Source organism: Morganella sp. BCCO 40_0007, from assembly GCF_032989665.1.
GTDB lineage: Bacteria > Pseudomonadota > Gammaproteobacteria > Enterobacterales > Enterobacteriaceae > Morganella > Morganella sibonii.
The window spans coordinates 25,368-48,399 of record NZ_JAVBIN010000017.1 but is presented as its reverse complement, the minus strand read 5'-3'; the positions used below and the strand labels follow the sequence as shown (position 1 = coordinate 48,399).

Annotated in this window: 24 protein-coding genes and 1 tRNA gene; 13 read left to right on the top strand and 12 right to left on the bottom strand. The window is 50.7% G+C overall.

Annotated elements, in window-relative coordinates; translation table 11 throughout:
- Positions 1-57 precede the first annotated feature (57 nt).
- From R5268_RS18210 to R5268_RS18175, 8 genes are all read right to left on the bottom strand, one after another.
- Positions 58-1,344 (bottom strand): HlyD family secretion protein, encoded by a 1,287-nt coding sequence (locus tag R5268_RS18210; RefSeq protein WP_317423121.1) that lies wholly within the window; start codon positions 1,342-1,344, stop codon positions 58-60.
- Positions 1,345-1,483: 139 nt separating this feature from the next.
- Positions 1,484-1,771, bottom strand: a complete 288-nt coding sequence (locus R5268_RS18205; protein ID WP_046893220.1) for a hypothetical protein — start codon at positions 1,769-1,771, stop codon at positions 1,484-1,486.
- 525 nt (positions 1,772-2,296) lie between these two features.
- The gene (locus tag R5268_RS18200; RefSeq protein WP_218454509.1) at positions 2,297-2,572 is read right to left on the bottom strand and encodes a hypothetical protein; all 276 of its coding nucleotides are present in this window, start codon (positions 2,570-2,572) and stop codon (positions 2,297-2,299) included.
- Positions 2,573-2,785: 213 nt separating this feature from the next.
- Positions 2,786-3,757, bottom strand: coding sequence for an SPFH domain-containing protein (locus R5268_RS18195; RefSeq protein WP_046893218.1), 972 nt, complete (start codon positions 3,755-3,757; stop codon positions 2,786-2,788).
- 427 nt (positions 3,758-4,184) lie between these two features.
- Complete coding sequence (locus R5268_RS18190; RefSeq protein ID WP_273746055.1) at positions 4,185-5,168, bottom strand: MDR family oxidoreductase; 984 nt, start codon at positions 5,166-5,168, stop codon at positions 4,185-4,187.
- 125 nt (positions 5,169-5,293) lie between these two features.
- Positions 5,294-5,992: a TetR/AcrR family transcriptional regulator gene (locus R5268_RS18185; protein ID WP_218455649.1), complete on the bottom strand. Its 699-nt coding sequence runs from the start codon at positions 5,990-5,992 to the stop codon at positions 5,294-5,296.
- 405 nt (positions 5,993-6,397) lie between these two features.
- Entirely contained in the window at positions 6,398-6,706 is a 309-nt protein-coding gene (locus R5268_RS18180; RefSeq protein ID WP_317420261.1) for a hypothetical protein, read from the bottom strand.
- A 747-nt stretch (positions 6,707-7,453) separates the two neighbouring features.
- Positions 7,454-7,530, bottom strand: a tRNA-Arg gene (locus R5268_RS18175).
- Positions 7,531-7,722: 192 nt separating this feature from the next.
- On the opposite strand from R5268_RS18175, the gene folD reads away from it, so the two are divergent.
- From folD to cybB, 3 genes are all read left to right on the top strand, one after another.
- Complete coding sequence (folD, locus tag R5268_RS18170; RefSeq protein WP_046893234.1) at positions 7,723-8,586, top strand: bifunctional methylenetetrahydrofolate dehydrogenase/methenyltetrahydrofolate cyclohydrolase FolD; 864 nt, start codon at positions 7,723-7,725, stop codon at positions 8,584-8,586.
- Positions 8,587-8,588: 2 nt separating this feature from the next.
- Positions 8,589-8,801, top strand: coding sequence for a ribosome-associated protein YbcJ (gene ybcJ / locus R5268_RS18165; protein ID WP_046893216.1), 213 nt, complete (start codon positions 8,589-8,591; stop codon positions 8,799-8,801).
- 70 nt (positions 8,802-8,871) lie between these two features.
- A complete protein-coding gene (gene cybB, locus R5268_RS18160) occupies positions 8,872-9,405 on the top strand; it encodes a cytochrome b561 (protein ID WP_218454513.1) in 534 nt (177 codons plus the stop codon).
- An 81-nt stretch (positions 9,406-9,486) separates the two neighbouring features.
- Here cybB and cybC read toward each other — a convergent pair whose 3' ends face one another.
- Positions 9,487-9,876: a cytochrome b562 gene (gene cybC / locus R5268_RS18155; protein WP_317420264.1), complete on the bottom strand. Its 390-nt coding sequence runs from the start codon at positions 9,874-9,876 to the stop codon at positions 9,487-9,489.
- A gap of 175 nt (positions 9,877-10,051) precedes the next feature.
- Positions 10,052-11,440: a cysteine--tRNA ligase gene (cysS, locus tag R5268_RS18150; RefSeq protein WP_218454514.1), complete on the bottom strand. Its 1,389-nt coding sequence runs from the start codon at positions 11,438-11,440 to the stop codon at positions 10,052-10,054.
- Positions 11,441-11,713: 273 nt separating this feature from the next.
- Here cysS and ppiB point away from each other — a divergent pair, with 273 nt between their 5' ends.
- From ppiB to R5268_RS18125, 5 genes are all read left to right on the top strand, one after another.
- Positions 11,714-12,208, top strand: coding sequence for a peptidylprolyl isomerase B (gene ppiB, locus R5268_RS18145; RefSeq protein WP_107678467.1), 495 nt, complete (start codon positions 11,714-11,716; stop codon positions 12,206-12,208).
- A 2-nt stretch (positions 12,209-12,210) separates the two neighbouring features.
- Positions 12,211-12,933, top strand: a complete 723-nt coding sequence (locus R5268_RS18140) for a UDP-2,3-diacylglucosamine diphosphatase (RefSeq protein WP_046893211.1) — start codon at positions 12,211-12,213, stop codon at positions 12,931-12,933.
- A gap of 148 nt (positions 12,934-13,081) precedes the next feature.
- Positions 13,082-13,606: a 5-(carboxyamino)imidazole ribonucleotide mutase gene (purE, locus tag R5268_RS18135; RefSeq protein WP_052926525.1), complete on the top strand. Its 525-nt coding sequence runs from the start codon at positions 13,082-13,084 to the stop codon at positions 13,604-13,606.
- The gene (purK, locus tag R5268_RS18130; protein ID WP_317420266.1) at positions 13,606-14,676 is read left to right on the top strand and encodes a 5-(carboxyamino)imidazole ribonucleotide synthase; all 1,071 of its coding nucleotides are present in this window, start codon (positions 13,606-13,608) and stop codon (positions 14,674-14,676) included. Before purE ends, purK begins: the two co-directional genes overlap by 1 nt.
- Positions 14,677-14,764: 88 nt before the next feature.
- Positions 14,765-16,030: a CynX/NimT family MFS transporter gene (locus tag R5268_RS18125; RefSeq protein WP_107678470.1), complete on the top strand. Its 1,266-nt coding sequence runs from the start codon at positions 14,765-14,767 to the stop codon at positions 16,028-16,030.
- On the opposite strand, the gene ybbP is transcribed toward R5268_RS18125, so the two are convergent.
- Complete coding sequence (ybbP, locus tag R5268_RS18120; protein WP_317420268.1) at positions 16,027-18,459, bottom strand: putative ABC transporter permease subunit YbbP; 2,433 nt, start codon at positions 18,457-18,459, stop codon at positions 16,027-16,029. The genes R5268_RS18125 and ybbP overlap by 4 nt on opposite strands.
- Entirely contained in the window at positions 18,456-19,142 is a 687-nt protein-coding gene (gene ybbA, locus R5268_RS18115; protein WP_046893206.1) for a putative ABC transporter ATP-binding protein YbbA, read from the bottom strand. The genes ybbP and ybbA overlap by 4 nt, the downstream gene beginning before the upstream one ends.
- Between ybbA and tesA the strand changes: the two genes are divergently transcribed.
- From tesA to R5268_RS18090, 5 genes are all read left to right on the top strand, one after another.
- Positions 19,110-19,736, top strand: coding sequence for a multifunctional acyl-CoA thioesterase I/protease I/lysophospholipase L1 (gene tesA / locus R5268_RS18110; RefSeq protein ID WP_107678472.1), 627 nt, complete (start codon positions 19,110-19,112; stop codon positions 19,734-19,736). The genes ybbA and tesA overlap by 33 nt on opposite strands.
- Positions 19,737-19,798: 62 nt before the next feature.
- Positions 19,799-20,584 (top strand): SDR family oxidoreductase, encoded by a 786-nt coding sequence (locus tag R5268_RS18105; RefSeq protein ID WP_317420271.1) that lies wholly within the window; start codon positions 19,799-19,801, stop codon positions 20,582-20,584.
- Positions 20,585-20,643: 59 nt separating this feature from the next.
- The gene (locus R5268_RS18100; RefSeq protein ID WP_218454519.1) at positions 20,644-21,501 is read left to right on the top strand and encodes a co-chaperone YbbN; all 858 of its coding nucleotides are present in this window, start codon (positions 20,644-20,646) and stop codon (positions 21,499-21,501) included.
- 54 nt (positions 21,502-21,555) lie between these two features.
- Complete coding sequence (locus R5268_RS18095; RefSeq protein WP_024475083.1) at positions 21,556-22,494, top strand: SPFH domain-containing protein; 939 nt, start codon at positions 21,556-21,558, stop codon at positions 22,492-22,494.
- The gene (locus R5268_RS18090) at positions 22,491-22,943 is read left to right on the top strand and encodes an NfeD family protein (RefSeq protein WP_107678475.1); all 453 of its coding nucleotides are present in this window, start codon (positions 22,491-22,493) and stop codon (positions 22,941-22,943) included. Before R5268_RS18095 ends, R5268_RS18090 begins: the two co-directional genes overlap by 4 nt.
- Positions 22,944-23,032 lie beyond the last annotated feature (89 nt).

Below are 23,032 nucleotides of genomic sequence, written 5' to 3'. Positions count from 1 at the left end.
TTTTTTAAGGATAAACGGCGCATACGGCCTCCCGGTCAGATAACAGAATCCGTTCTGTCATGGTGTGTCTGCTCCTGCCGGCCCGGAGGCACTCTGCTTCATGTTATAAAACGGCGAGACCATCCACTGATAGATTTTGCGCTTTTCCAGAAACAGGCTGGTATTGGCTTTCATACCGTTTTGCAGGCTGAGTTCGCGGCCGCCATATGCAATCTTTTGTTTTTCCGGGCGAACAATGACTTTGTAGTAGGGGATGGACTGCGGCATCTGACTGATTTTCGGTGCGCCGGCGTAGGTCATCATTTCCTGCGGTGAGGCCGGGGTTTTGGAAATCATCTGAATGGCGGCGGCGAACTGGCCGAATTTTTCCGCCGGGAACGCCTCATAGCGGATATTCACGGCATCACCGATGTTCAGATAAGGGAGTGCGTCGTTGGGCACCCAAAGCACCAGCCAGTACTGACTGATATTTTCCGGCAGGATCTGGAGCAGGGTATCACCCGGATTAACCATCTGCCCGACCGTCACGCTGAGGGAATCCACACGGCCGTCAGTCAGGGCACGAACAATAATTCCGCTGCCGGCTTCGTTGGCCACCTGCTCTTTCATCAGTTCGGATTGCTGTAATTCCAGCTGATAAATCCGGTTATCAAATTCCGCAGACTGAGCCAGAATCTGACTTTCCAGCAACGTCACCTGCAAAATATTCTGCTCATTCTGGCCGCTTAATCCCAGCAGGCTGTTTTGCTGGGAATAGTAAAGTGCGGCCTGATTCATCCACTGATCTTTATTTATCAGACCTCTTTCCCGGTAGTGGTGATAATTATCCATATTCAGTTTCATAATACGGATACCTTCCTGTGCCCGCTCAATAATACCGGCAGAGCGTAACTGTGCCTGTGCATAAAGCGATTTTTGTTTTTCAAGCGAGGTCAGTGTGGTGTATTTGTTCTCTTTGAGGCGGGTGATCATGTCGCGGATATGCTGTAACTGATGTTCAATTTCCCGGCGCTGATTATCACTGACCACACCGCTGTCAGTCGCTTTACTGGTATCAATACTGTAAACCGGTTCTCCCTTGCGGATAACCTGCCCTTCAGTCACATATTGCCGGGTAATAAACCCCTGCACGCCGGCAGATACAATGACTGCCCGCGGATTTGTGGTGATTTCCCCTGTCACACTGACCCGGCGTGTATAACTGCCGGATAAGATAAAGACCAGAAAAGCAGTTAAAAACAGGACACTGCATAATAGGATCAGCCACAGCGGAATACCGGGTAACAATAACGCCTTACCCCGCCACTTCATTTTTCTGTTATCAAGTGCAGCTTTGCGGAACACAATAAACCCTGCCTGCGGTTATCCGGTGAAATAAAAGGCAGACAGTATCAGGGAAAAAATAAAAAAAAGGGAATTCATAAAATAATGAATTCCCATAAAATAAAGTATTGACATCAGAAATACGGTGATTCCGTATTAATCAGCCCAGGATTTTTTTAAATAATCCGCCAACACCAGGTAATAATGTTAAGCCGGTTTCGATTGTACCACCGACTTTACCACCAATCTGAGAACCCAGGTTCTTACCTAAATCCGGGTATTTTTGCCCGATATTCATCTGGGCAAGCAGAGGTACTTTTACATTCACAAATGAAACGAATGCACGGAATGTAGCATCACCAACTTTGCCGCCGACACTGGTCAGGCTATCTTTGATAAAACCGGCACCTGAAACTGCGTCAATTTCCTGAATACTTAACTCTTTCATAGTAAACTTTCCTTTAATTATTTGTTATTTCATCCGAGCACCTCAGAAGAATATTTATTTTATATGAATTAACACCCGACAATGAATAGGTAAAATAACGTAACAAAAACAAAATCCCATTATTAACGACGTGATAACACCACCCGGTTATATATTTAAATTTATCTTATTTATCATATTGTTGAGTTGTTAATATATTTTCATTGTCACCAAAAAGTAACACATGCACTAAGTATTAATAGTATCTCTCATGCTACAATAGTACCTGATAAAGTTAAATTTTAATCACGATTACGTCCCCGATATACTTCAGCCATCAAGGTAAAGAAAGGAGTTGTAATAAAATAAGCTATATCATGACGCAGGAATAATAAAAATATCTTAACTAACGGGGAGTGGCGGAATTATTTACGGATTCAGATTAAATACAGAGTATTCTTATGATTAACAACGATAATATTAATGATCCTCCGCTATCACACCAGCAGAGGATCATCACTGAGACAGATTACTTTCTCAGATTAATTATTTACAGATAGTACCGAGGTCAATTACACGACCCAATGTTTTTTCAATAAGACCACCGACAACAGAACCCACTTTATTACCGACATCTTTTCCCAGGTCAGGAACAAAGTCTTTCAGGCTTACTTTTCCGATAACAGGAAGATCAACTTTCAGAAATGGTGAGAGCAGCCCGAAACCAAAATCGCCCAGTTTTTCACCAATACCGGTGATCGTATCCTGGATACAACCCGCGCCGGAAACTAATTCAATTTCTGCATGATTTAATTCTTTCATTATCAATCCTTTTAATAATCAATGGTTTTATCTGAATAACAAAAAATTCACAATGACATTATTTCTGAATTATTTATTATTCAGGATATATCCTACTGATTTTTTTAAAGACCAGATAATTCAATGTTTATTCCGGGGATATCAAAAAAACAATAATAACGGTAAGACAGGAATAAACTCTCTTTTCGCGCCTTACCTTATTACTGATATTATTTATTGCTGAGAACGCATATCCATGATCATTTTACCGTCATAGTCTGCACCCACAACAATATTAGGGACTTCACCTTTATATTTTTCCGCTTTGATTTGTTCGATTTCAAGCTGTTTCCAGTTAATCATTTCGCGGGTGATTGTCTGCTGCAGTACGGTGTTAGCTTCAGATTCTTTCTGAGCCGCATACAAACGGGCATCAGCCTCCTGACGCAGGGCATAAGAACTCGCCTGGGCATTACGTTCACGGGCAAGCGCCTGCTGCTCTGCTGACTCACGCTCAGCCTGTGCGATTACGACTTTTTTCTGTGCCAGTTCACGCTCTTTTTCAGCTTCTGCTTTTGCCTGGTTTATCTGCTCCTGGCGCATTTTGGTATTCACGACCTGCTCCTGAACCACTTCCGGCAGCGTAATATCCTGGATCATAATTTCTTTGATCGTATAACCGTACGGTGAAGCATAACCCTGAATGGCATCACGGATAGAATCCTGTAATTTCCGCTGTGTATCTGCGGTATACAAATCCTGGGCGTTGGCAACATCTTTCCCGAACTCCAGAATCGTGGAAATCAGTTTCTGACGGACATATTTATCCAGTGCTTCACTTTCTGTACCACCATTAATACGGAGAACCGGCGCTTTGGCGCCATCAAACTGAAGCATCACCGTAATATCGACGATAGATTTCAGTTTATCCTGCGACGGTACACGTAACTCTTTCAGTGACACACGGATATCTTTTGTCGAGTACGTATCGAATGTCATAAAAGGGTTAATCGGGAAATGCAACCCGGCATCATATGCCACCGGATTAACCTTACCTAAAAAAGTCCCGACTTTTACCGAACCATCCTGAACAATAGTGTATGAATTAAAGGTAATTATTCCTGCAAACAGGAGAATAACCGCGACAATAATTAATTTGACCACTGACTTCAGTTTCACCGGATTTACTGCCTGCATCATTTGCATGTCCCATCCCTATAAGATAATTCTTAGTTAATATTATTTTTTATAAATACTGTCTTTTTCATCGATAACTTTCATCTTTCAGCGCTATTATTCATAAAATACCGCTGATGAGCAAATTCCGGTATGTATGCCCGAATTTTCTTTAACCGGCAAAGGATCAGAAGAAAATAATACCAGTGACTATTACCTGTAATATGAATAAAAATACAGAGATTATTCTGTCACATCAGCCCGCGGCGATAATACACCTTTCGCTAACTGATTATAATTAGTAGTATGGGAGAGCACGTAATAGTGCTAACTTTGCAAGTCCGGACATCTGCCGGAAGGAATCCGGCAGATGTTCTTTTATATAAAAAAGCCCCCGGAACGGAGGCAAAGGACTTTCGTCAACAAGATTCAGTATTATATTGCGGATAATGCAATATTAATTATTCACATCCACCACCACACGGCCGCGGATTTCACCGTTCAGTAAACGCTGTGCTGCCGGAATCGCTTCATTTAACGGAATAACCCGGCTGATGGTTTCCAGCTGCGCCGGATCGGTCAGTTCTGCCAGCTGTTTCCATGCCGCCACACGGTCTGCCTGCGGACGCATCACACTGTCAATCCCTATCAGACTCACACCTCTGAGGATGAACGGTGCAACAGTACCGTTAAAATCCATCCCCTGTGCCAGACCGCATGCCGCCACAACACCACCATACTGCGTACCGGCACAGACACCGGCCAGAGTATGGCTGCCCACGCTGTCAATCGCAGCCGCCCAGCGCTCTTTGGTCAGGGGTTTACCCGGTGCGGATAACTCGCTGCGATCCATAATTTCGGATGCACCCAGTGTATCGATCAGGTACGCGGTATCCGCAGTGCGGCCGGTGGAAGCGATAACGTCAAAACCTAATTTTGACAGCAGAGAAACCGCAAAGCTGCCCACACCGCCGCTGGCGCCGGTGACCAGAACTTTACCGGACTCTTTGGTGATCCCCTGCTTCAGCAGAGCCTGAACCGCCAGCATAGCGGTATAACCGGCTGTCCCGATCATCATTGCCTGTTTTGTGCTCATTCCGGCCGGTAACGGCGTCAGCCAGCTGTCTTTCACTTTTGCCATCTGCGACAAACCGCCCCAGTATTTTTCACCGACGCTCCAGCCGTTAAGCAGTACTTTATCGCCTGCTTTATAATGCTCAGAGCTGCTTTCAGTGACAGTACCGGCAAAATCAATACCCGGAACCATAGGGAAACTGCGGACCACCGGGCTTTTACCGGTGATCGCCAGACCATCTTTATAATTCAGCGTAGAGTAATCAATCTGAACCGTCACATTATGTTCCGGCAGTTGTGATTCATCGAGCTGCGCCAGTTTGGCGGTATAGCCGTCGGTGTTTTCAATCAAAATACAGTTAAACATGGTGTTATCCTTTTATGAATATAGACCAGATGTCTACTTAATTGTAAAAAAATTTATTAAATACGCACCAGAGTGTTAATGACGGTGATATTTAATAAATTATTCTGCAACATTTCCCGGGGCTGTTATGTTTTATCCGCCAGTATCTGCGTCATAAAAACAGTGATAAACAGATCCAGCGGTTCACTGTTACGCGTCAGTTTGGCTCGCATTACCGCCCCTTCCCAGCCCGTCCAGAAAAAAGCGGCCATCTGCCTGCAATTTGTTTTTCCGGAAATAAGCTGCTGCTTCTGCGCTTCCAGAAGACAGATTTCCACTTTTTTTTGCCAGCCGGTAATAATGTTATCGAGTATTTCGCAATACCCGGCCGGCAGGCTGGCAACCTCCTGACCGAGATTCCCCACCAGGCACCCGCGCTGCCAGTGGTATTTTTCCATTCCGGCTTTGGCCGTCCGGTAAAATAACCGCAGTCGTTCCGGTGGCGGCAGCGTGGTATCAGACAGGCATTTATCCAGAAGGCGGGAAAAGTAGCTGTCGTAATTACGCATAATTTCCAGACCAAACTGCTCTTTACTGTCAAAGTAATAGTAAAAAGAGCCCTTCGGCACACCAACTTTTTTCAGGATACCGTTGATATCCGAAGTCATATAGCCTTTTTCGGTAAACATCTCCATGCCACTGCGGATCAGCATTTTTTTTACATCTGCACCCGCATCATGATTTTTCGGCGGCCGTCCCCGTTTTGGTTTTATGATTTCTGATGTCATCGCGTCTTTACCTCTGTCATACGAAACAATATAGACCGGTTGTCTTGTAAATGCCATATCTTTTTCCGGGTGCCACGGAGCCAGAACTTTACCGACCTGCTCTTTGGTATCCTGCGGCTGACCAGCAATCATATTATACATGGCCTCTGCCTGCCGGACCCGGCAGGGTTTTCTGTGATCCGCACATTGGACTCATGCCCCTCTGTTCAAGTGGCCAGATTTATTAAACCACGACAGAAGTCAATAGCAGACTGTAATCACGATAAGCCGGCAATACGGGAGACTGAGGCGCATCGCATTTCCGGAGCTGATTATTAAGCACCACCTGACAACTGTATAATTATACAGCTCAATGGGAGCCTGATATCAAAAAGGAATTATCATGACTCAAGTAACAAAGGAAGCATGCTGTGATAACGGGCAGACAGTTATTAAGATTATCGTGAATAACTGTTGCAAGTGCTACTGCAAATGTGAGGAGCCGGAAAAGCCGAAACCAACGTGTCCGCCAGTAACGCCAAAACCGACATGCCCGCCTGTGACTGTATGTCCGCCCGAACCAACATGTCCGGTGACAACCCCGTGCGTAACAACACCAACTGTAACAACACCAGAACCAACAACACCAACAGTGACAACACCAGAACCAACAACACCAACAGTGACAACACCAGAACCAACAACACCAACAGTGACGACACCGGCATTTACCGTACCCGTAGTGACAACACCAACAGTGACGACACCGGAAGTAACTACACCATGCTTCACAGGCGATCCTTGATTCAGCAACTGATACTAAGAAAACAACGCCTCGCTAAATAGCGGGGCTTTTTATATCTGATTTCTCATAGCCTCATATAGTACGCACTATATCGGCAGGTAGGATGATCCACATCCTGACCACCGGGAACAGACCGGTCGTGACCAGGCAACGCAGGTAACGTGGCGAAGGTTGCGACTCTGCGCATTTCACCGGCGCATTCACCGCGCAATCAAAAATATTCACAGAAAGCCGAGCCTGAGAAATCACGTTAATGGTGTTTCTGCGGGGCGGTTATTTCTGGTGAACAGGTTCACTTTTTTATAAGGATTTACACCACGACCACTGCCGTAGTTTTACCCGGGTACCATTTTCAGAAAATGGTACCGGCATCTGATGGGCAGGTATTCACAACCAGCTGGAATATTTTGGAAAAACCATAAAAATATGCTGAGGAAAATAAAGTAAACAATCAGCGATTGTCCTGATAAATTTGCAGTGACCAATATTTAGGTCATTAATTACATTGATAAAAATAGCGGTATTCAGCCAATGTATAAGTTATCGAAAGATGGCTATATGTTTCTGGTAATGAGTTTTACCGGCAAGAACGAAAGGCAGGACTTTCCTTGGATGGTCTGAAACTGTTTATGAGAATTGGGTCAGAAGTGAAAAATAAAATACTAACCAGACCCGTTACTTAACCCGCTTTCTGGCGGGTTTTCTTTCCCTAACATATAACTGATTGATTTATATGGTACGCCCTACAGGATTCGAACCTGTGACCTACGGCTTAGAAGGCCGTTGCTCTATCCAGCTGAGCTAAGGGCGCGCTGAGGAAAAAAACAGCGGGTTAACTGCTTGATGCACCGTGGATTATACGGCTGAGGCGCGGCGAGTCAATCAGAAAATAAGTTATCTTCGGCAGTAACTTTCCACCACCTCAATAAAACATAACTGACAGACGGAAAATGTTCTGACAGAATAGTGCCCATCTTTTATCTGTTTTATGGATTTTTACACGATGTCAGCAAAAATTATAGACGGGAAAACGATTGCGTCGACCATCCGTGCCGAAGTTGCCGCAAAAGTGCAGCAACGGATTGCTAACGGAAAACGTGCTCCCGGTCTCGCCGTTATCCTGGTCGGTGAGAACCCCGCATCTCAGATTTATGTCGCCAGCAAACGCCGTTCCTGTGAAGAAGTCGGATTTATTTCACGTTCTTATGACCTCCCCGATACCACCAGCGAAGCCGAACTCCTCCATCTCATTGATAAACTGAATAACGATAATACTATCGACGGGATACTCGTTCAGCTTCCGCTGCCGGCCGGTATTGATAATGTCAAAGTCATTGAGCGTATTCATCCGGATAAAGACGTAGACGGTTTTCATCCTTATAATATCGGCCGCCTGTGCCAGCGTGCGCCAAATCTGCGCCCGTGCACACCGCGCGGTATTGTGACGCTGCTTGAGCGCTGCAATATCAATACATTTGGTCTGAATGCTGTGATTGTCGGCGCATCCAATATTGTCGGCCGTCCGATGAGTCTGGAGCTGCTGCTGGCCGGTTGCACCACAACGGTCACTCACCGCTTTACCACGAATCTGCGTCATCATGTTGAAAATGCGGATCTGCTGATTGTGGCTGTCGGGAAACCCGGTTTTATTCCGGGTGAGTGGATCAAACCCGGCGCGATCGTTATCGATGTGGGTATTAACCGCCTGGAAAACGGCAAAGTGGTCGGTGATGTGAATTTTGCCGAAGCCGCCGAACGCGCAGAGTGGATCACCCCGGTACCGGGTGGTGTCGGCCCTATGACGGTTGCCACACTGATTCAGAATACATTACAGGCCTGCGAAGAATTTCACGATAAGGACGAATAACCATGGATATTTTTAATCTCGACGGGCACCCGCATGTTGAACTGTGTGACCTGCTCAAAATTCAGGGCTGGGCAGACAGCGGCGCGGCCGCCAAACAGTTTATCGCTGATGGTCAGGTGACTGTTGACGGTGAAACAGAAACCCGCAAACGCGGCAAAATCACCGCCGGTAAAGTGGTGGAATTTGCCGGTCAGCAGGTAAAAGTGGCTGAATAATATCAATTTGTGAATAAACCAGAGCATCGACTCTGGTTTTTTTATCCGCATAATAAAAGAGCCGCGAAAAATGGAAACACAAAAATTCAGGCCTGTGCAAATTGCGCTGCACTGGTTTATTTTTCTGCTTGTGATTGTCGTTTATATCAGTGGTCTGTTACGGGATTCTGCTGATGAACCGCTGCGGAGTATCTTATCCGGGTTACATTACAGCTGCGGTATCTCTGTCGGTATACTGATGATTGTCCGGCTGGCGGTCAGAATAAAACATCGCGCACCGGCCATTATTCCCAAACCGTCCCCGGCGATCACCGGATTATCCCATCTGGTGCACCTGATGATCTTTGTGATCTTTATTCTGTTACCGGTGCTCGGTTTCAGTATTAAATATCTGAACGGTTATGACTGGTCATTATTTGGTATTCCGATGCCGGTCTCTGCCACTCCGGATGAAGATCTCGCGTACAGCATACAGAATCTTCATGAGATCATTGCCAATACCGGTTATTTTATTATCGGCCTGCATGCCGCAGCCGCACTGGCACATCATTACTTCTGGAAAGATAATACCCTGCTGCGCATGATGCCGCGTAAACGGCACTGATTATCCGCCGCTGAAATATAAAACGCCCGGCAGTCATAACCGGGCATTTTTAATACTGAAGAACGGTATCTGTATAATCTGTTAACGGTATTTTTTGTGGTATTCACCGCGGGTGACTTTAAATTGTTCAGTCATCGCTTTCGCTTCCTGAATTTTACCCTCTCCCGCCAGTTTCAGTGCCTCGTCGATTTGTCCGGTCAGGACATCATAACCATGATGGTAATCATTCACTTCTGCGCTGTCCGCCGCTTTACCTTTCAGTTTGGCGGGTAATTCCGCTTTGGCACTCTGTGCCGCTGCACGCATTTCTGTCAGTGCATCTTTCAGCGCTGCCGCATCATCTGTTTTTTCAACAATCTGTAAATTCGCGTTCAGCGTTTTCATATTATCTGACAATCCGGCGGCTGACGCCGTGACTGTACCAAACGCACAAACGGAAACGAGCAATACCGCTAACATATTTTTACTCATCAGATGCTTCCTTTATTTTTTTAATAAAAATACGACAAGAAACTCACGTATAAAATCAGCTACGCTGACAGGATAGCTGATAATTTGCAGTTATACCTGCACCGTAAGAATAAAACGAAATAAAAAAGCCCGGCAATAAATCATGCCGGGCTTTTCAGTCAGAATGTAATAATGATTACTTACGGCGCCAGGTGGTGCCCTGCGGGCCATCTTCCAGCACAATACCCATATCGGTTAAGGCATCACGGGCCGCATCGGCCAGCGCCCACTCTTTTGACGCGCGGGCATCATTGCGCTGTTTGATCAGTGCTTCGATTTTCGCTGTATCTTCATCACTTTCGCTCTGCGCACCGCTTTGCAGGAACTGCTCAGGGTCCTGTGTCAGCAGACCCAGTACACCAGCCAGCTGGCGAAGTTGTGCCGCCAGACCGTTCGCCGCCGTCATATCTTCCTGTTTCAGGCGGTTCAGTTCACGCGCCATATCAAACAGTACAGAATAAGCTTCCGGCGTGTTGAAATCATCATCCATCGCATCGCGGAAACGGCTGGCGAATTCCTCATTAACCACCACTGCCGCGTCTTTATCTGTGCCGCGCAGAGCAGTATAAAAACGCTCCAGTGCGGTACGCGCCTGCTTCAGGTTCTCTTCCGTGTAGTTAAGCTGACTGCGGTAATGTGCGGACAGCAGGAAGTAACGCACCGTTTCCGGGTCGTAATAACCCAGCACATCGCGGATGGTGAAGAAGTTATTGAGGGATTTCGACATCTTCTCTTTATCGACCATCACCATACCGGAGTGCATCCAGTAATTCACATACGGGCCGTCGTGGGCACAGGTTGACTGCGCGATTTCGTTTTCATGGTGCGGGAACATCAGGTCAGAACCGCCGCCGTGAATATCAAAATGTGTACCCAGCTGTTTGCTGTTCATGGCGGAACATTCGATGTGCCAGCCCGGACGGCCTGCACCCCACGGCGATTCCCATGACGGCTCACCCGGTTTGGACATTTTCCACAACACGAAATCCATCGGGTTGCGTTTCACATCCGCCACCTCGACACGGGCACCGGCCTGGAGCTGTTCCAGATCCTGACGTGACAGCAGGCCGTACTCCGGATCACTGCTGATATCAAACATCACATCACCGTTATCCGCCACATAGGCATGATCGCGGTCGAGCAGTAACTGCGTGATCTCAATAATTTCTTTGATGTGATGTGTGGCACGCGGCTCTGAATCCGGACGCATCAGGTTCATGGCATCGAAATCGCGGTGCATCTCCGCCACCATGCGATCCACCAGCTGATCACAGGTTTCGTTATTTTCATTTGCCCGTTTGATGATTTTGTCGTCCACATCCGTGATATTACGGATATAGTTCACATCATACCCGGCGTGACGCAGATAGCGCACGATGGTGTCAAACGCGACAAATGTCCGCCCGTGTCCGATATGACACAGGTCGTAAACAGTGATACCACACACGTACATCCCGATTTTACCGGGGTTAATGGGCTTAAATTCCTCTTTTTGTCTTGATAAGGTGTTATAAATTTTCAGCATAGGACTATTCCATTAAAAGTCTGTACGTGTTGATGGTGACTTATGTTAATTAATTGATAATAAATACTTTATTTTTTATATCTGTCTGCGGGGATCATAATCTGAGACAGGTCGGGTTATTGAAACGCGAATACCCTGCAAATGCAAGAAAGACCCTGTAAAACCCGGTGATTATAACAAATACTGACGCAGATTAGTGAGTATGATATAACACACCCCGGAGATAAAAACGGCAGATTATTGCCTTTATAATATAAGCAGCAGGAAATTATTATGGTAACTTTTCATACAAATCATGGTGATATCGTCATTAAGATGTTCGCGGACAAAGCACCGGAAACGGTCGCAAACTTCCTGAGATATTGTGAAGACGGCTTCTACAATAACACCATTTTCCATCGTGTTATCAATGATTTCATGGTCCAGGGCGGTGGTTTTGAGCCGGGCATGAAGCAGAAACCAACCCTCGGTATGATTAAAAATGAAGCCAACAACGGTCTGAAAAACAACCGCGGCACCCTGGCGATGGCCCGTACTAACGACCCGCATTCCGCCACTGCACAGTTTTTCATCAACGTTGTTGACAACGACTACCTGAACTTCCGTTCAGAAACACCAAGTGGCTGGGGCTACTGTGTGTTTGCTGAAGTGGTTGAAGGTATGGATGTTGTGGACAAAATCAAAGCCGTTAAAACCGGTAACAGCGGTATGCACCAGGATGTGCCGCGTGAAGATGTGATCATCGAAAGCGTGACTGTTTCTGAGTAAGTATGACCACGCTTATTATTGCAGATTTGCATTTAAATGAGCATGAGCCGGCGATCACCGCCGGCTTTCTTCGTTTTCTGCGGGAACAGGCGGTTCACGCCTCACAACTCTATATTCTCGGTGATTTTTTTGATTACTGGATTGGTGATGATGACCCGAACCCGCTGCATAAAACCGTGGCCGATGCGCTGAAATCCCTCAGTGACAGCGGCGTGAAGATCTTTTTTATCTGCGGTAACCGTGACTTTCTGCTGGGCAAACGCTATGCCCGTCAGTGCGGAATGACACTGCTGCCGGATACACAGGTAATTGAAGCCGAAGGGCATCAGATCCTGATCCTGCACGGTGATACTCTCTGTACCGATGACACGGATTACCAGCATTATCGTCAGCGTGTTCACACTCCGTGGATACAGCGCCTGTTTCTGTGGCTGCCGCTGTCACTGCGCCTGAAAATCGCGAAGAAAATGCGGGCGGGCAGTCAGTCTGCCAATCAGCGCAAAAGCGAAGCGATTATGGATGTAAATCAGAACGAGGTGATGAAAGCATTCCGTCAGTACCGGACACGCTGGATGATCCACGGTCACACCCACCGTCCTGCGGTACACGATGTTTCCGCTGACGGCGAAACGCACTTTCGCGGTGTTCTCGGTGCGTGGCATTCTCAGGGTTCCGCCTTTAAAATCACCCCGGACAGTATTTCGCTGATCTTCTTTCCGTTCTGAGCCATTACCTGCCCGTATTTGTGAAAAATCCGTGACGCAAACGTTTTCCTTCGTGATTTACCATGATATTATGCCCGTCTTCTTCACCGGCTCACTGCCGGACGTCTGTCAATTTTCGTGACGCGGGATGTACAGGAGCACCGAAAACATGAACGCCGCCTCTTCGCAACAACACTCACCGGCAGCCAAAGTGGCTATTGTTATGGGTTCCAAAAGTGACTGGAGCACCATGGAGCACGCCGCTGCGATCCTCGACCTGCTTCAGGTGCCTTATCACACCGAAGTGGTTTCTGCGCACCGCACGCCGGACAAACTGTTTTCTTTCGCTGAAACCGCAAAAGAGAACGGGTTTGATGTGATCATCGCCGGTGCCGGTGGTGCCGCGCATCTGCCGGGTATGCTGGCGGCCAAAACCCTCGTTCCGGTGCTGGGTGTGCCGGTGCAGAGCGCCGCACTCAGCGGCGTCGACAGTCTCTATTCTATTGTGCAGATGCCGAAAGGTATTCCGGTCGGCACGCTGGCGATCGGTAAAGCCGGTGCCGCCAATGCCGCTCTGCTTGCTGCACAGATTCTTGCCCTGCATGATGAGGCACTGCTTGTCCGTCTGACTGAATGGCGCACAGCACAGACCGATGATGTGCTCAGCAACCCGGACCCGCGGGAGGCCTGCTGATGAAACCGGTGTGCGTTCTGGGAAACGGCCAGCTGGGCCGGATGCTGCGCCAGGCCGGTGAGCCGCTGGGCATTTCTGTTTATCCTGTCGGGTTAGATGCCGAACCGGAAGCCGTTCCTTATCAGCACAGTGTGATCACCGCTGAAATCGAGCAATGGCCGCAAACCGCGCTGACACAAGTGCTGGAGCAGCATCCCGCCTTTATCAACCGGGATATCTTTCCGCGTCTGGCTGACCGCCTGCCGCAGAAAAAACTGATGGATGATCTGCATCTCGCCACCTCACCGTGGCAACCGCTTTCTTCCCCTGATGAATGGCCCGATATTTTTGCCCGCCTCGGGGACTTTGTCATCGTCAAGCGCCGTACCGGCGGTTATGACGGCCGCGGCCAGTGGCGTGTGCGTCTCGGGGATGAATCCGCCCTGCCGCCGGAAATTTACGGTGAGTGCATCGCCGAGAAAGGCATTCTGTTTTCCGGTGAAGTGTCGCTGGTCGGCGCCCGTAACCGTGCCGGGGAATGTGTGTTTTACCCGCTGACGCATAATCATCACGAAGAGGGCATTCTGCGCATGAGCGTGGCCTTCCCGCAGACACAAAATCCGCTTCAGGAACAAGCTGAGCAGATGCTGGGCGCGATCCTCAATGAGCTGGATTATACCGGTGTGATGGCAATGGAATGTTTTGTCACAGAGGATGGTCTTCTGATCAACGAGCTTGCACCGCGTGTGCACAACAGCGGCCACTGGACACAAAACGGTGCGTCAGTCAGTCAGTTTGAGCTGCATCTGCGGGCGATTCTGGATCTTCCGCTGCCGCAGCCGGTCGTGACCGCCCCGGCGGTAATGGTGAATATTATCGGTACTGAACTCAATACGCAGTGGCTGGCACAACCGCTGGCGCATCTGCACTGGTACGATAAAGAAGTTCGCCCGGCGCGCAAAGTCGGTCACATTAACCTGTCATATCCGGAACCGGCACAGCTTATTGCGGCACTCAGTGAGCTGGCACAGAATTTACCGGCGGAATATCAGTCTTCTGCGGACTGGGCAAAAACAATATTAAGCTGGTAGTCAGCACCGTTTCCGGCGACAATAGCTCCATTCTGATGCCCGGCGTTCAGCCGGGCATTTTGCTTTTTACGCCTTTTCCGGAGCCGGGATGTTTTCGTCAGATCGCCGCTTAGGCCCTGTTTATCAATGGACTATACTCACCCTGCTGGGGCTGGTTTATTTTCTGACCACCGCCACCACTTTTACCTCACTGGGCGTGGTTTTACCCGGCATGCTCAGAGAGCTGAACTGGAGCTGGACGGATGCCGGTTTCGGGTTCACCCTGCTCGGACTGACCTGCGGATTATCCAGCTTTCTGCCCAGTCTTCTGATCCGTAAAACCAATGTCCGCCTGACTCTGCTGACCGGGCTGCTGCTGTTTCTGGCCGGATTTTACAGCCTGTACACCACGCAGTCGATTCAGCGCTATTTTATCGGTACGGCTTTCCTCGGGATTGGCTTTACCTTTATGGCCACCGTTCCCGGCACCTATGTGATTTCACGGCTGTTCAGCCGCCAGTCACTGGCGTTTGGTTTTTACTTTACCCTCGGCGGGCTGGGTGGTGTGGTCGGGCCGTGGATCTATTTTCTCGCCGCCCATGTCTTCGGCTCCTGGCGTGTCCACTGGCTGATCTCCGCGCTGACGCTGGCTGTTGTCACACTGATTACCCTGCTGGTTATGCGGGAAGGCCGCCGTGAGATCACGCATGCCCGTGCAGTGATGTGGCAGCAGAAGAAACAAACTTCCCGTATCTACCGCAGTCAGGCGCGCTGGAGCGCCCGTCAGGCACTGAGAACCTGGCAGTTCTATGTGATCGCTGCATCTTATACCGCCTTTTTATGGTGCGGGTTCACCGTGAACAGTTTTGCGGTGCCGCATATCATGGACAAAGGATTCAGTGAAACCATCGCGGCCACACTCCTCAGTACCATGGCCTTTATCAACGCCTTTTCCCGTCTGGCAGGCGGAGCGATAGGCGAGTGGCTGGAACCGAAAAAACTGCTGATTATCAGCCTCGCCACCATCACGTTTGGTGTGCTGACGCTGAGTATCGCGACCAGCTGGCCGCTGCTGATCCTGTTTACGGTGCTGGTGGGGATTGGTTACGGTATGACATTCCTGGCCTCCAGCGTGCTGCTGGCAAACTATTTTGGCCGTGGTCCGTATCTGGAGCTGTTCTCTGTGGTGAATCTGATTTCCACCTTTGCCTGTCTGGCACCGTTTTTTGCCGGTGCCGTCAAGGATTACAGCGGCAGTTTTACCCCGGCGTTCCTGCTGATCGCCCTGCCGGTGATCGTGATTCTGGCGGCCACATTCTTTATGCGGCCACCGCAGCACAAACCGGTCAGGGCATACACGCCGTCGCCGGACTAACTCTGTAAACGGCGGTGCTGCTGAGAATCCCCGAGCAAACGGAGCCCCAGCACACTGCCGCAGAGTGAAAGCAGGAAACCTCCGGCCAGCGGCAGCCCTATCCACAGCGGCCACTGCAATTGCCACGGAAAATCAAACACGCGGGTCTGCAACAGCCACAGGGCAATCTCCGCACCGAGTGCCGCAACCACGCCCGCCATCACGCCCAGCAGCGCAAATTCACTCCACAGCGTACGCCGCAACAGGCGTTTTCCGGCACCGAGGGTGCGGTATACCACCAGTTCAGTCCGGCGCTGATTCATACCCACCTGGATCTGCGCCAGTAATAACAGCACACCGCAGATCAGTACCAGTACCACCATCGCTTCCAGCGCACGGCTGACCTGCGCGAGAATGGTCTGGATCTGTTTCAGCATCGATCCGGTATCAAAAATGCTGATAGACGGATACTTACGATTCATCTGGGTGATTAGTCCATCATTACCGTCATAGTGAAAGCTGGTCAGCCACATGGCACTCTGGTTTTCCAGGGACGCCTGATTAAAGATAAAGAAGAAATTCGGCCGCATACTTTCCCAGTCCACCTGCCGCACACTGCTGACAGTCGCGGTAAACGGCCGGGTATCCCCGGTGAATGTCAGGGTATCTCCGACTTTCAGACCGAGCTGTTTGACGACTTCCATCTCAATAGAGACTTCCCCGGGTTTCGGCGGCCAGGTGCCGTCTGCCAGCTCATTGAGCGGCGGCAGGGACGCCGTCCAGGTGAGACTCAGTTCGCGGCGGACCGTATTGTTGCCGGGATCACGCGCATCTGCCCATTCCAGCGCAGTTTCGCCGTTAATACCGGACAGGCGCGCCAGCACCACCGGATAATATTCCGTTGGCGTCACGTTGTGCGCAGCCAGCAGCTGATTAACAGGTGCTATCTGATCTTCGGTCATATTCACCAGAAAATAGTTCGGCGTATCCGGCGGCAGTTGCTGCTGCCAGCGCCCGATCAGATCACCGCGAACCATCACCAGCAGTCCCAGCAGCATAAAAGAGAGCGCAAATGCACCGGTCTGAACCAGCGTCTGACCGGGCTGACGCAGCAGGCGACGGACAGCCAGCCGCAGACTCAGTGCACGAAACGGAATTTTGGCCAGCAGCCACAATCCGCCGTAACCGGCCACCGCCAGCAGCGCAGCGATCAGAACCACACCGGCCAGCACCGCCCAGAGCAGAAAAGAGGCGTTAGTCAGCACCGCCAGACCACCCGCCACAATCAGTGCTGCCAGCGGCAGATACCAGCGCAGCGGCCAGACCGGTGCCACCACGTCATCGCGCAGCACACGGGTCGGTTGTGTCAGCATCAGCTGGCGGTACGGCCGTGCACCCACCAGCAGAGTGATAGCAACCAGGGTCAGCAGTGCCCATGCCCACGGCCATAATCCCGGCGCGGGCAGCGCTTTCGGCAGCAGCGGAGAGAGCAGGCTCATCAGTACGGCATCAAAAATCAGCCCCAGCAGCGACCCGGCCACCATCGCCGCCGCCATCAGTACCGCCCATTGCCCGACAACCCAGTAACGCAGCTCCCGCCGCCCTGCACCCAGCGTTTTCAATACCGCGATCAGGGTGTGACGACTGCGGCAGTAGTGCGACATCGCAACGGCCACGGCGGCAATCGCCAGTAACAGGGTCAGCAGTGCGGAAAGCACCAGGAACTGCTGAGCACGATCGATAGACTTCGCCAGCGCCCCGCCCTCCTGCTGCAAAGTGACCCAGCGCTGATCAATCCGTAATGCGTCCTCATACTGCTGTTTAAATATCGATACCGTATCCGGTGCACCGGCAAACATATCGCGGTAAGTCAGACGGCTCCCCGGCTGTATTGCCCCGGTGGCTTCCGCATCCTGCAAGCTGATCAGCACGCGGGGAGCCATCTGGAACGGGTTAAAACCGCTGTCCGGCTCCTGAATAAGAAAACCGGCGATTTTCAGATCGGTATCCCCCACTTCCAGCATCTGTCCCGGTTTTACCGAGAGCAGTTCTGCCAGACGCGGCGCGATAAGAATCTCCCCCGGTGCAGGTTTCAGGCCGGGCGGATCGGTTTCCAGCTCACCGTACAGCGGATAAGCCTCATCAGCCGCTTTGACATACACCAGCTGCGGCACATCATTGGCAAACACCATAGTGTTGAAGCTCATCTGCTGACTCAGCGTCAGGCCATTTTCCTGTGCTGTTTTCAGCCAGTTTTCATCAGCCGGATGCGAGCCGCGCAGCACCAGATCACCGGCCAGATAATCACGGCTCTGATAATTCACACTCTGATTAATACGATCACCGGTACGCCCCAGCGCCAGCACACAGGCGACTGCCAGGGTCAATGACAGCCAGACCACCAGCAGGGACGGCGTGCGCCACTCCCGCCAGAACCAGCGCCAGATCATGTCAATTCCTCCAGCTTGCCGTCAGACAGTTTCAGCCGCCGCTGACAGCGGGCGGCCAGAGTCAGGTCATGCGTGACCAGAATCAGTGTGGTGCCGTAATCACGGTTCAGTGAGAACAGCAGATCCGCAATTTTATCGCCGGTACGGCGATCAAGGTTACCGGTCGGTTCATCGGCAAACAGAATTTTCGGCCGGGTCGAGAATGCCCGGGCGATAGCCACGCGCTGCTGCTCCCCGCCGGAAAGCTGGGCAGGCATATGTTTCAGGCGTTTTTCCAGCCCCAGCTGAATCAGCAGTTGTTCCGCATTTTCGCGGCTGGCAGATTCGGATTCACCGCGTAACAACGCAGGCAACTGCACATTTTCCAGCGCATTCAGTGTCGGGATCAGCATAAAGGACTGAAACACAAAGCCGACATCCCGCGCCCGCAGTTTTGCCCGCGCTTCCTCATCCAGCTGCGGCAGTGACTGTCCGAGCAGTTTCACCTCACCGGACGTGCCGTCATCCAGACCGGCAATAATCCCCAGCAGGGTCGATTTTCCGGAACCGGACTCCCCCACCAGCGCAATTGTTTCTTCAGGCTCGACAACTAATCCGACACCCTGCAATATAGTGATCTCATTTTCACCCTGACCGACGCGCTTAATAAGATGATCAATTTCAAGAATAGGCTCCGGAGCCATCTCTGTTTCCTTTTTCTGCTGCTGTTCAGCGGGAATCTGTATGCCGCCGGAACATTACTGATACTGGGGGACAGCCTGAGTGCCGGTTACCGCCTTCCGGCCGGAGAGGCGTGGGCGGCACAGCTGGGACAACGCTGGCAACAGGCCGGTAACGGCATCACACTGATAAACGGCAGTATCAGCGGAAATACGGCCGCTCAGGGACTTGCCCGTCTGCCTGCACTGCTGGAGCAGCACCGGCCGCAATGGGTACTGATTGAACTGGGTGCCAACGACGGCCTGCGCGGCCTGCCGCTGACACAAACCCGCACCGATCTTCAGGCAGCGATTGATGCCGTGAAAGCCGCCGGTGCGAAGCCGCTGCTGATGCAGATCCGTATTCCGCCGAATTACGGCAAACGCTATACAGAGCGGTTCTCTGCGCTCTATCCGGCGCTGGCACAGGAAAATACCGTTCCGCTGATCCCGTTTTATATGGAAGCGGTCATCACCAATCCGCAGTGGATACAGGATGACGGCATACACCCGAACGCAGCGGCACAGCCCTATGTGACAGACTGGATGGATAAAACACTACTGCCTTACTTACAATAACAGGCGTCAGACTATCCTAAATGATTTGTCCATGACTTATAAGCAGTTAAGCAGGTAAAGAAATGCAAAAAGCAGTTTTGATCACCGGCAGTTCCAGCGGTATCGGGTTATGCGCGGCAAAGATACTGAAACAGCGGGGCTACCGTGTGCTGGCCGCCTGCCGCAAACCGGCTGATCTGGCCGAAATGGCACGCCTCGGGTTTGAACCGGTGGAACTGGATCTGGACTGCCCGCAAAGTGTTGCCCGCGCTGCGGAACAGGTACTGGCGCTGACCGGCAACCGCCTGTACGGCTTATTCAATAATGCCGGTTTTGGCCTGTACGGCCCGCTTGAAACGGTCAGCCGCGAAGATCTGGAAAAACAGTTTTCCGCCAATCTGTTCGGCACACATCAGTTAACCACGCTGCTGCTGCCTGCCATGAAACAGGCCGGCGAAGGCCGGATAATCCAGACCAGTTCCGTGATGGGGCTGATTTCTACCCCGGGGCGCGGTGCTTATGCCGCCAGTAAATTCGCGCTGGAAGCCTGGTCCGATGCACTGCGGATGGAACTCACCGGTACCGGAGTCCGTGTCAGCCTGATTGAGCCGGGCCCCATCACCACCCGGTTTACGGAAAATGTCACACAAACGCTGCAGGATAAACCGGTCAAAAATCCGGGTATTGCCCGCCTGTTTACCGGCAAACCGGAGGATGTGGTGAAAAAAGTCATCCGTGCCCTGGAGCACCGGCACCCGAAAATACGCTATCCTGTTACGGGTCTTACCGTAATCGTGATGTGGCTCAGACGCCTGCTGCCGCTGTGGCTGATGGATAAAATACTGAACAAAAAATCCTCTGCCGCTTGAAATGCCGCGCTGCGCCCAGATGTTAATAAAAAGTCCGCCAATTTATTAAGAGAATGAATATGTTATCAAATGCACATATCACAGACGTTAACGAAACCAATTTACGCCAGGTTATTGAATCTTCAATGCAAGTGCCGGTGGTCTTTTTCTTCCATTCCGCGCAGTCCCCGCAGTGTCAGGAACTGGGCGCTATTCTGGAAAAAGTGGCCGCTGACTATGCCGGGATGATGATCCTTGCCAAAGTCAACTGCGATACCGAGCAGATGATCGCCTCACAATTCGGTCTGCGTGCGGTGCCGACCACCTATCTGTTCCATCAGGGACAGCCGGTCGATGGCTTTGAGGGGCCGCAGAATGAAGAGACAGTCCGTAACTTCCTGGCAAAATTCCTGCCGTCCGAATCTGAAATCAAAACCGGTCAGGCCATCGAACTGATTGAAGCCGGTGATTTTCAGGCTGCTCTGCCGCTGCTGCGTGAAGCGCATCAGGCAGACGACCGCAACAGCGAAATCACTCTGCTGCTGGCACAGACACTGCTGGAAGTAAATCTGTCAGAAGAGGCAGAGAAAGTCTTGAAGTCAGTCCCGATTCAGGATCAGGATACACGCTATCATGGTCTCTTATCTCAAATTGAGTTACAAAAGCAGGCCGCAGACACGCCGGAAATCCAGGAGCTGCAAAATGCCTTTACCGCAGATCCGGAGAATGCAGAACTCGCAGTACAACTGGCGCTGAAACTGCATGAGGTTCACCGCAATGACGAAGCACTGGCCCTGTTATTCAGCTTCCTGAAGAAGGATCTGGCGGCTGCGGAAGGTCAGGCACGCAAAACCATGATGGATATTATGGCGGCAATGGGAACCGCAGACAGTACTGCCGCATCTTACCGTCGTAAGCTATACTCGTTACTGTACTAATTATTACTTTACTGAATTATTTAACCCACTCATTACTGATAAGGATTTTGGCTCATGGATTTGTTCTCACTGGGTTTTGTCCCGATTATTATTCTCATCGCCGTCATTATTGTCGCGACCGGTGTCAAAACTGTACCGCAGGGCTTTCAGTGGACTGTTGAGCGTTTTGGCCGCTATACCCGGACACTTCAGCCGGGTCTGCATATTATTGTGCCGTTTATGGATCGCATCGGCCGTAAAATTAATATGATGGAACAGGTTCTCGATATTCCGTCACAGGAAGTTATCTCCCGCGATAACGCCAACGTCACCATCGACGCCGTCTGCTTTATTCAGGTTATTGATCCTGTACGCGCCGCGTATGAAGTCAGCAACCTGAATCTGGCGATTATCAACCTGACCATGACCAACTTCCGTACCGTGCTCGGTTCGATGGAGCTGGATGAAATGCTGTCTCAGCGTGATTCCATTAACTCCCGCCTGCTGCATATTGTGGATGAGGCAACCAACCCGTGGGGGATTAAAATCACCCGTGTTGAAATCCGTGACGTGCGTCCGCCGAAAGAGCTGGTATCTGCGATGAACGCCCAGATGAAAGCGGAACGTACCAAACGTGCCGATATTCTCGAAGCGGAAGGTATACGTCAGGCGGCTATCCTGAAAGCGGAAGGTGAAAAACAGTCTCAGATCCTGAAAGCAGAAGGTCTGCGTCAGTCCGCATTCCTGGAAGCAGAAGCCCGTGAACGTGCGGCTGAGGCGGAAGCCCGCGCCACACAAATGGTATCGGATGCTATCGCTGACGGTAATATGCAGGCTATCAATTACTTTGTGGCCCAAAAATATACCGATGCACTGACCAAAATCGGTGCAGCGGAAAACAGCAAAGTCATTATGATGCCGCTGGAAGCCAGTAACCTGATGGGTGCTATCGGCGGTGTGGCAGAAATGTTCAATGTGTCAAAAGACACGAAAGGTCAGGGTAAATCCGCATGATTGAGATGATCGCATCACAGGCGGTCTGGTTCTGGCTCTGTTTCGGCGGCATCCTGCTGATTCTGGAGATGCTCGGCACCGGGGGTTATCTGCTCTGGAGCGGTGTGGCGGCACTGATTGTCGCACTGCTGACGTGGATAATACCGGGGCTGAGTCCCGAGTGGCAGGGCATTATCTTCGCAGTGATGACGGTGATTTGTGCGGTGCTGTGGCGTAATTTTCAGCGCCGCCGCCAGCGTGATGACAGCAGTTCACCGAATCAGGCCAATCACAAGCTGATTGGTCTGCGCGCCGCGCTGCTGACAGAGACGGAAGAAGGTTACAGCCGCATCCGCCTCGCAGACGGAAGCTGGCGTGTTTACAGTCAGTCACCGCTGCCTGCCGGTACGGAAGTGGAAGTGATTGCCGTTGACGGTATTACACTGACCGTCCGGGCTGTCAGCCGGTAACTGACCGGAAAGACAACAGCAAAACGGCCTCTGTCACCAGAGGCCGTTTTTATTTATCTCAATAATCTTGTCTCAATAACCTTACCGCA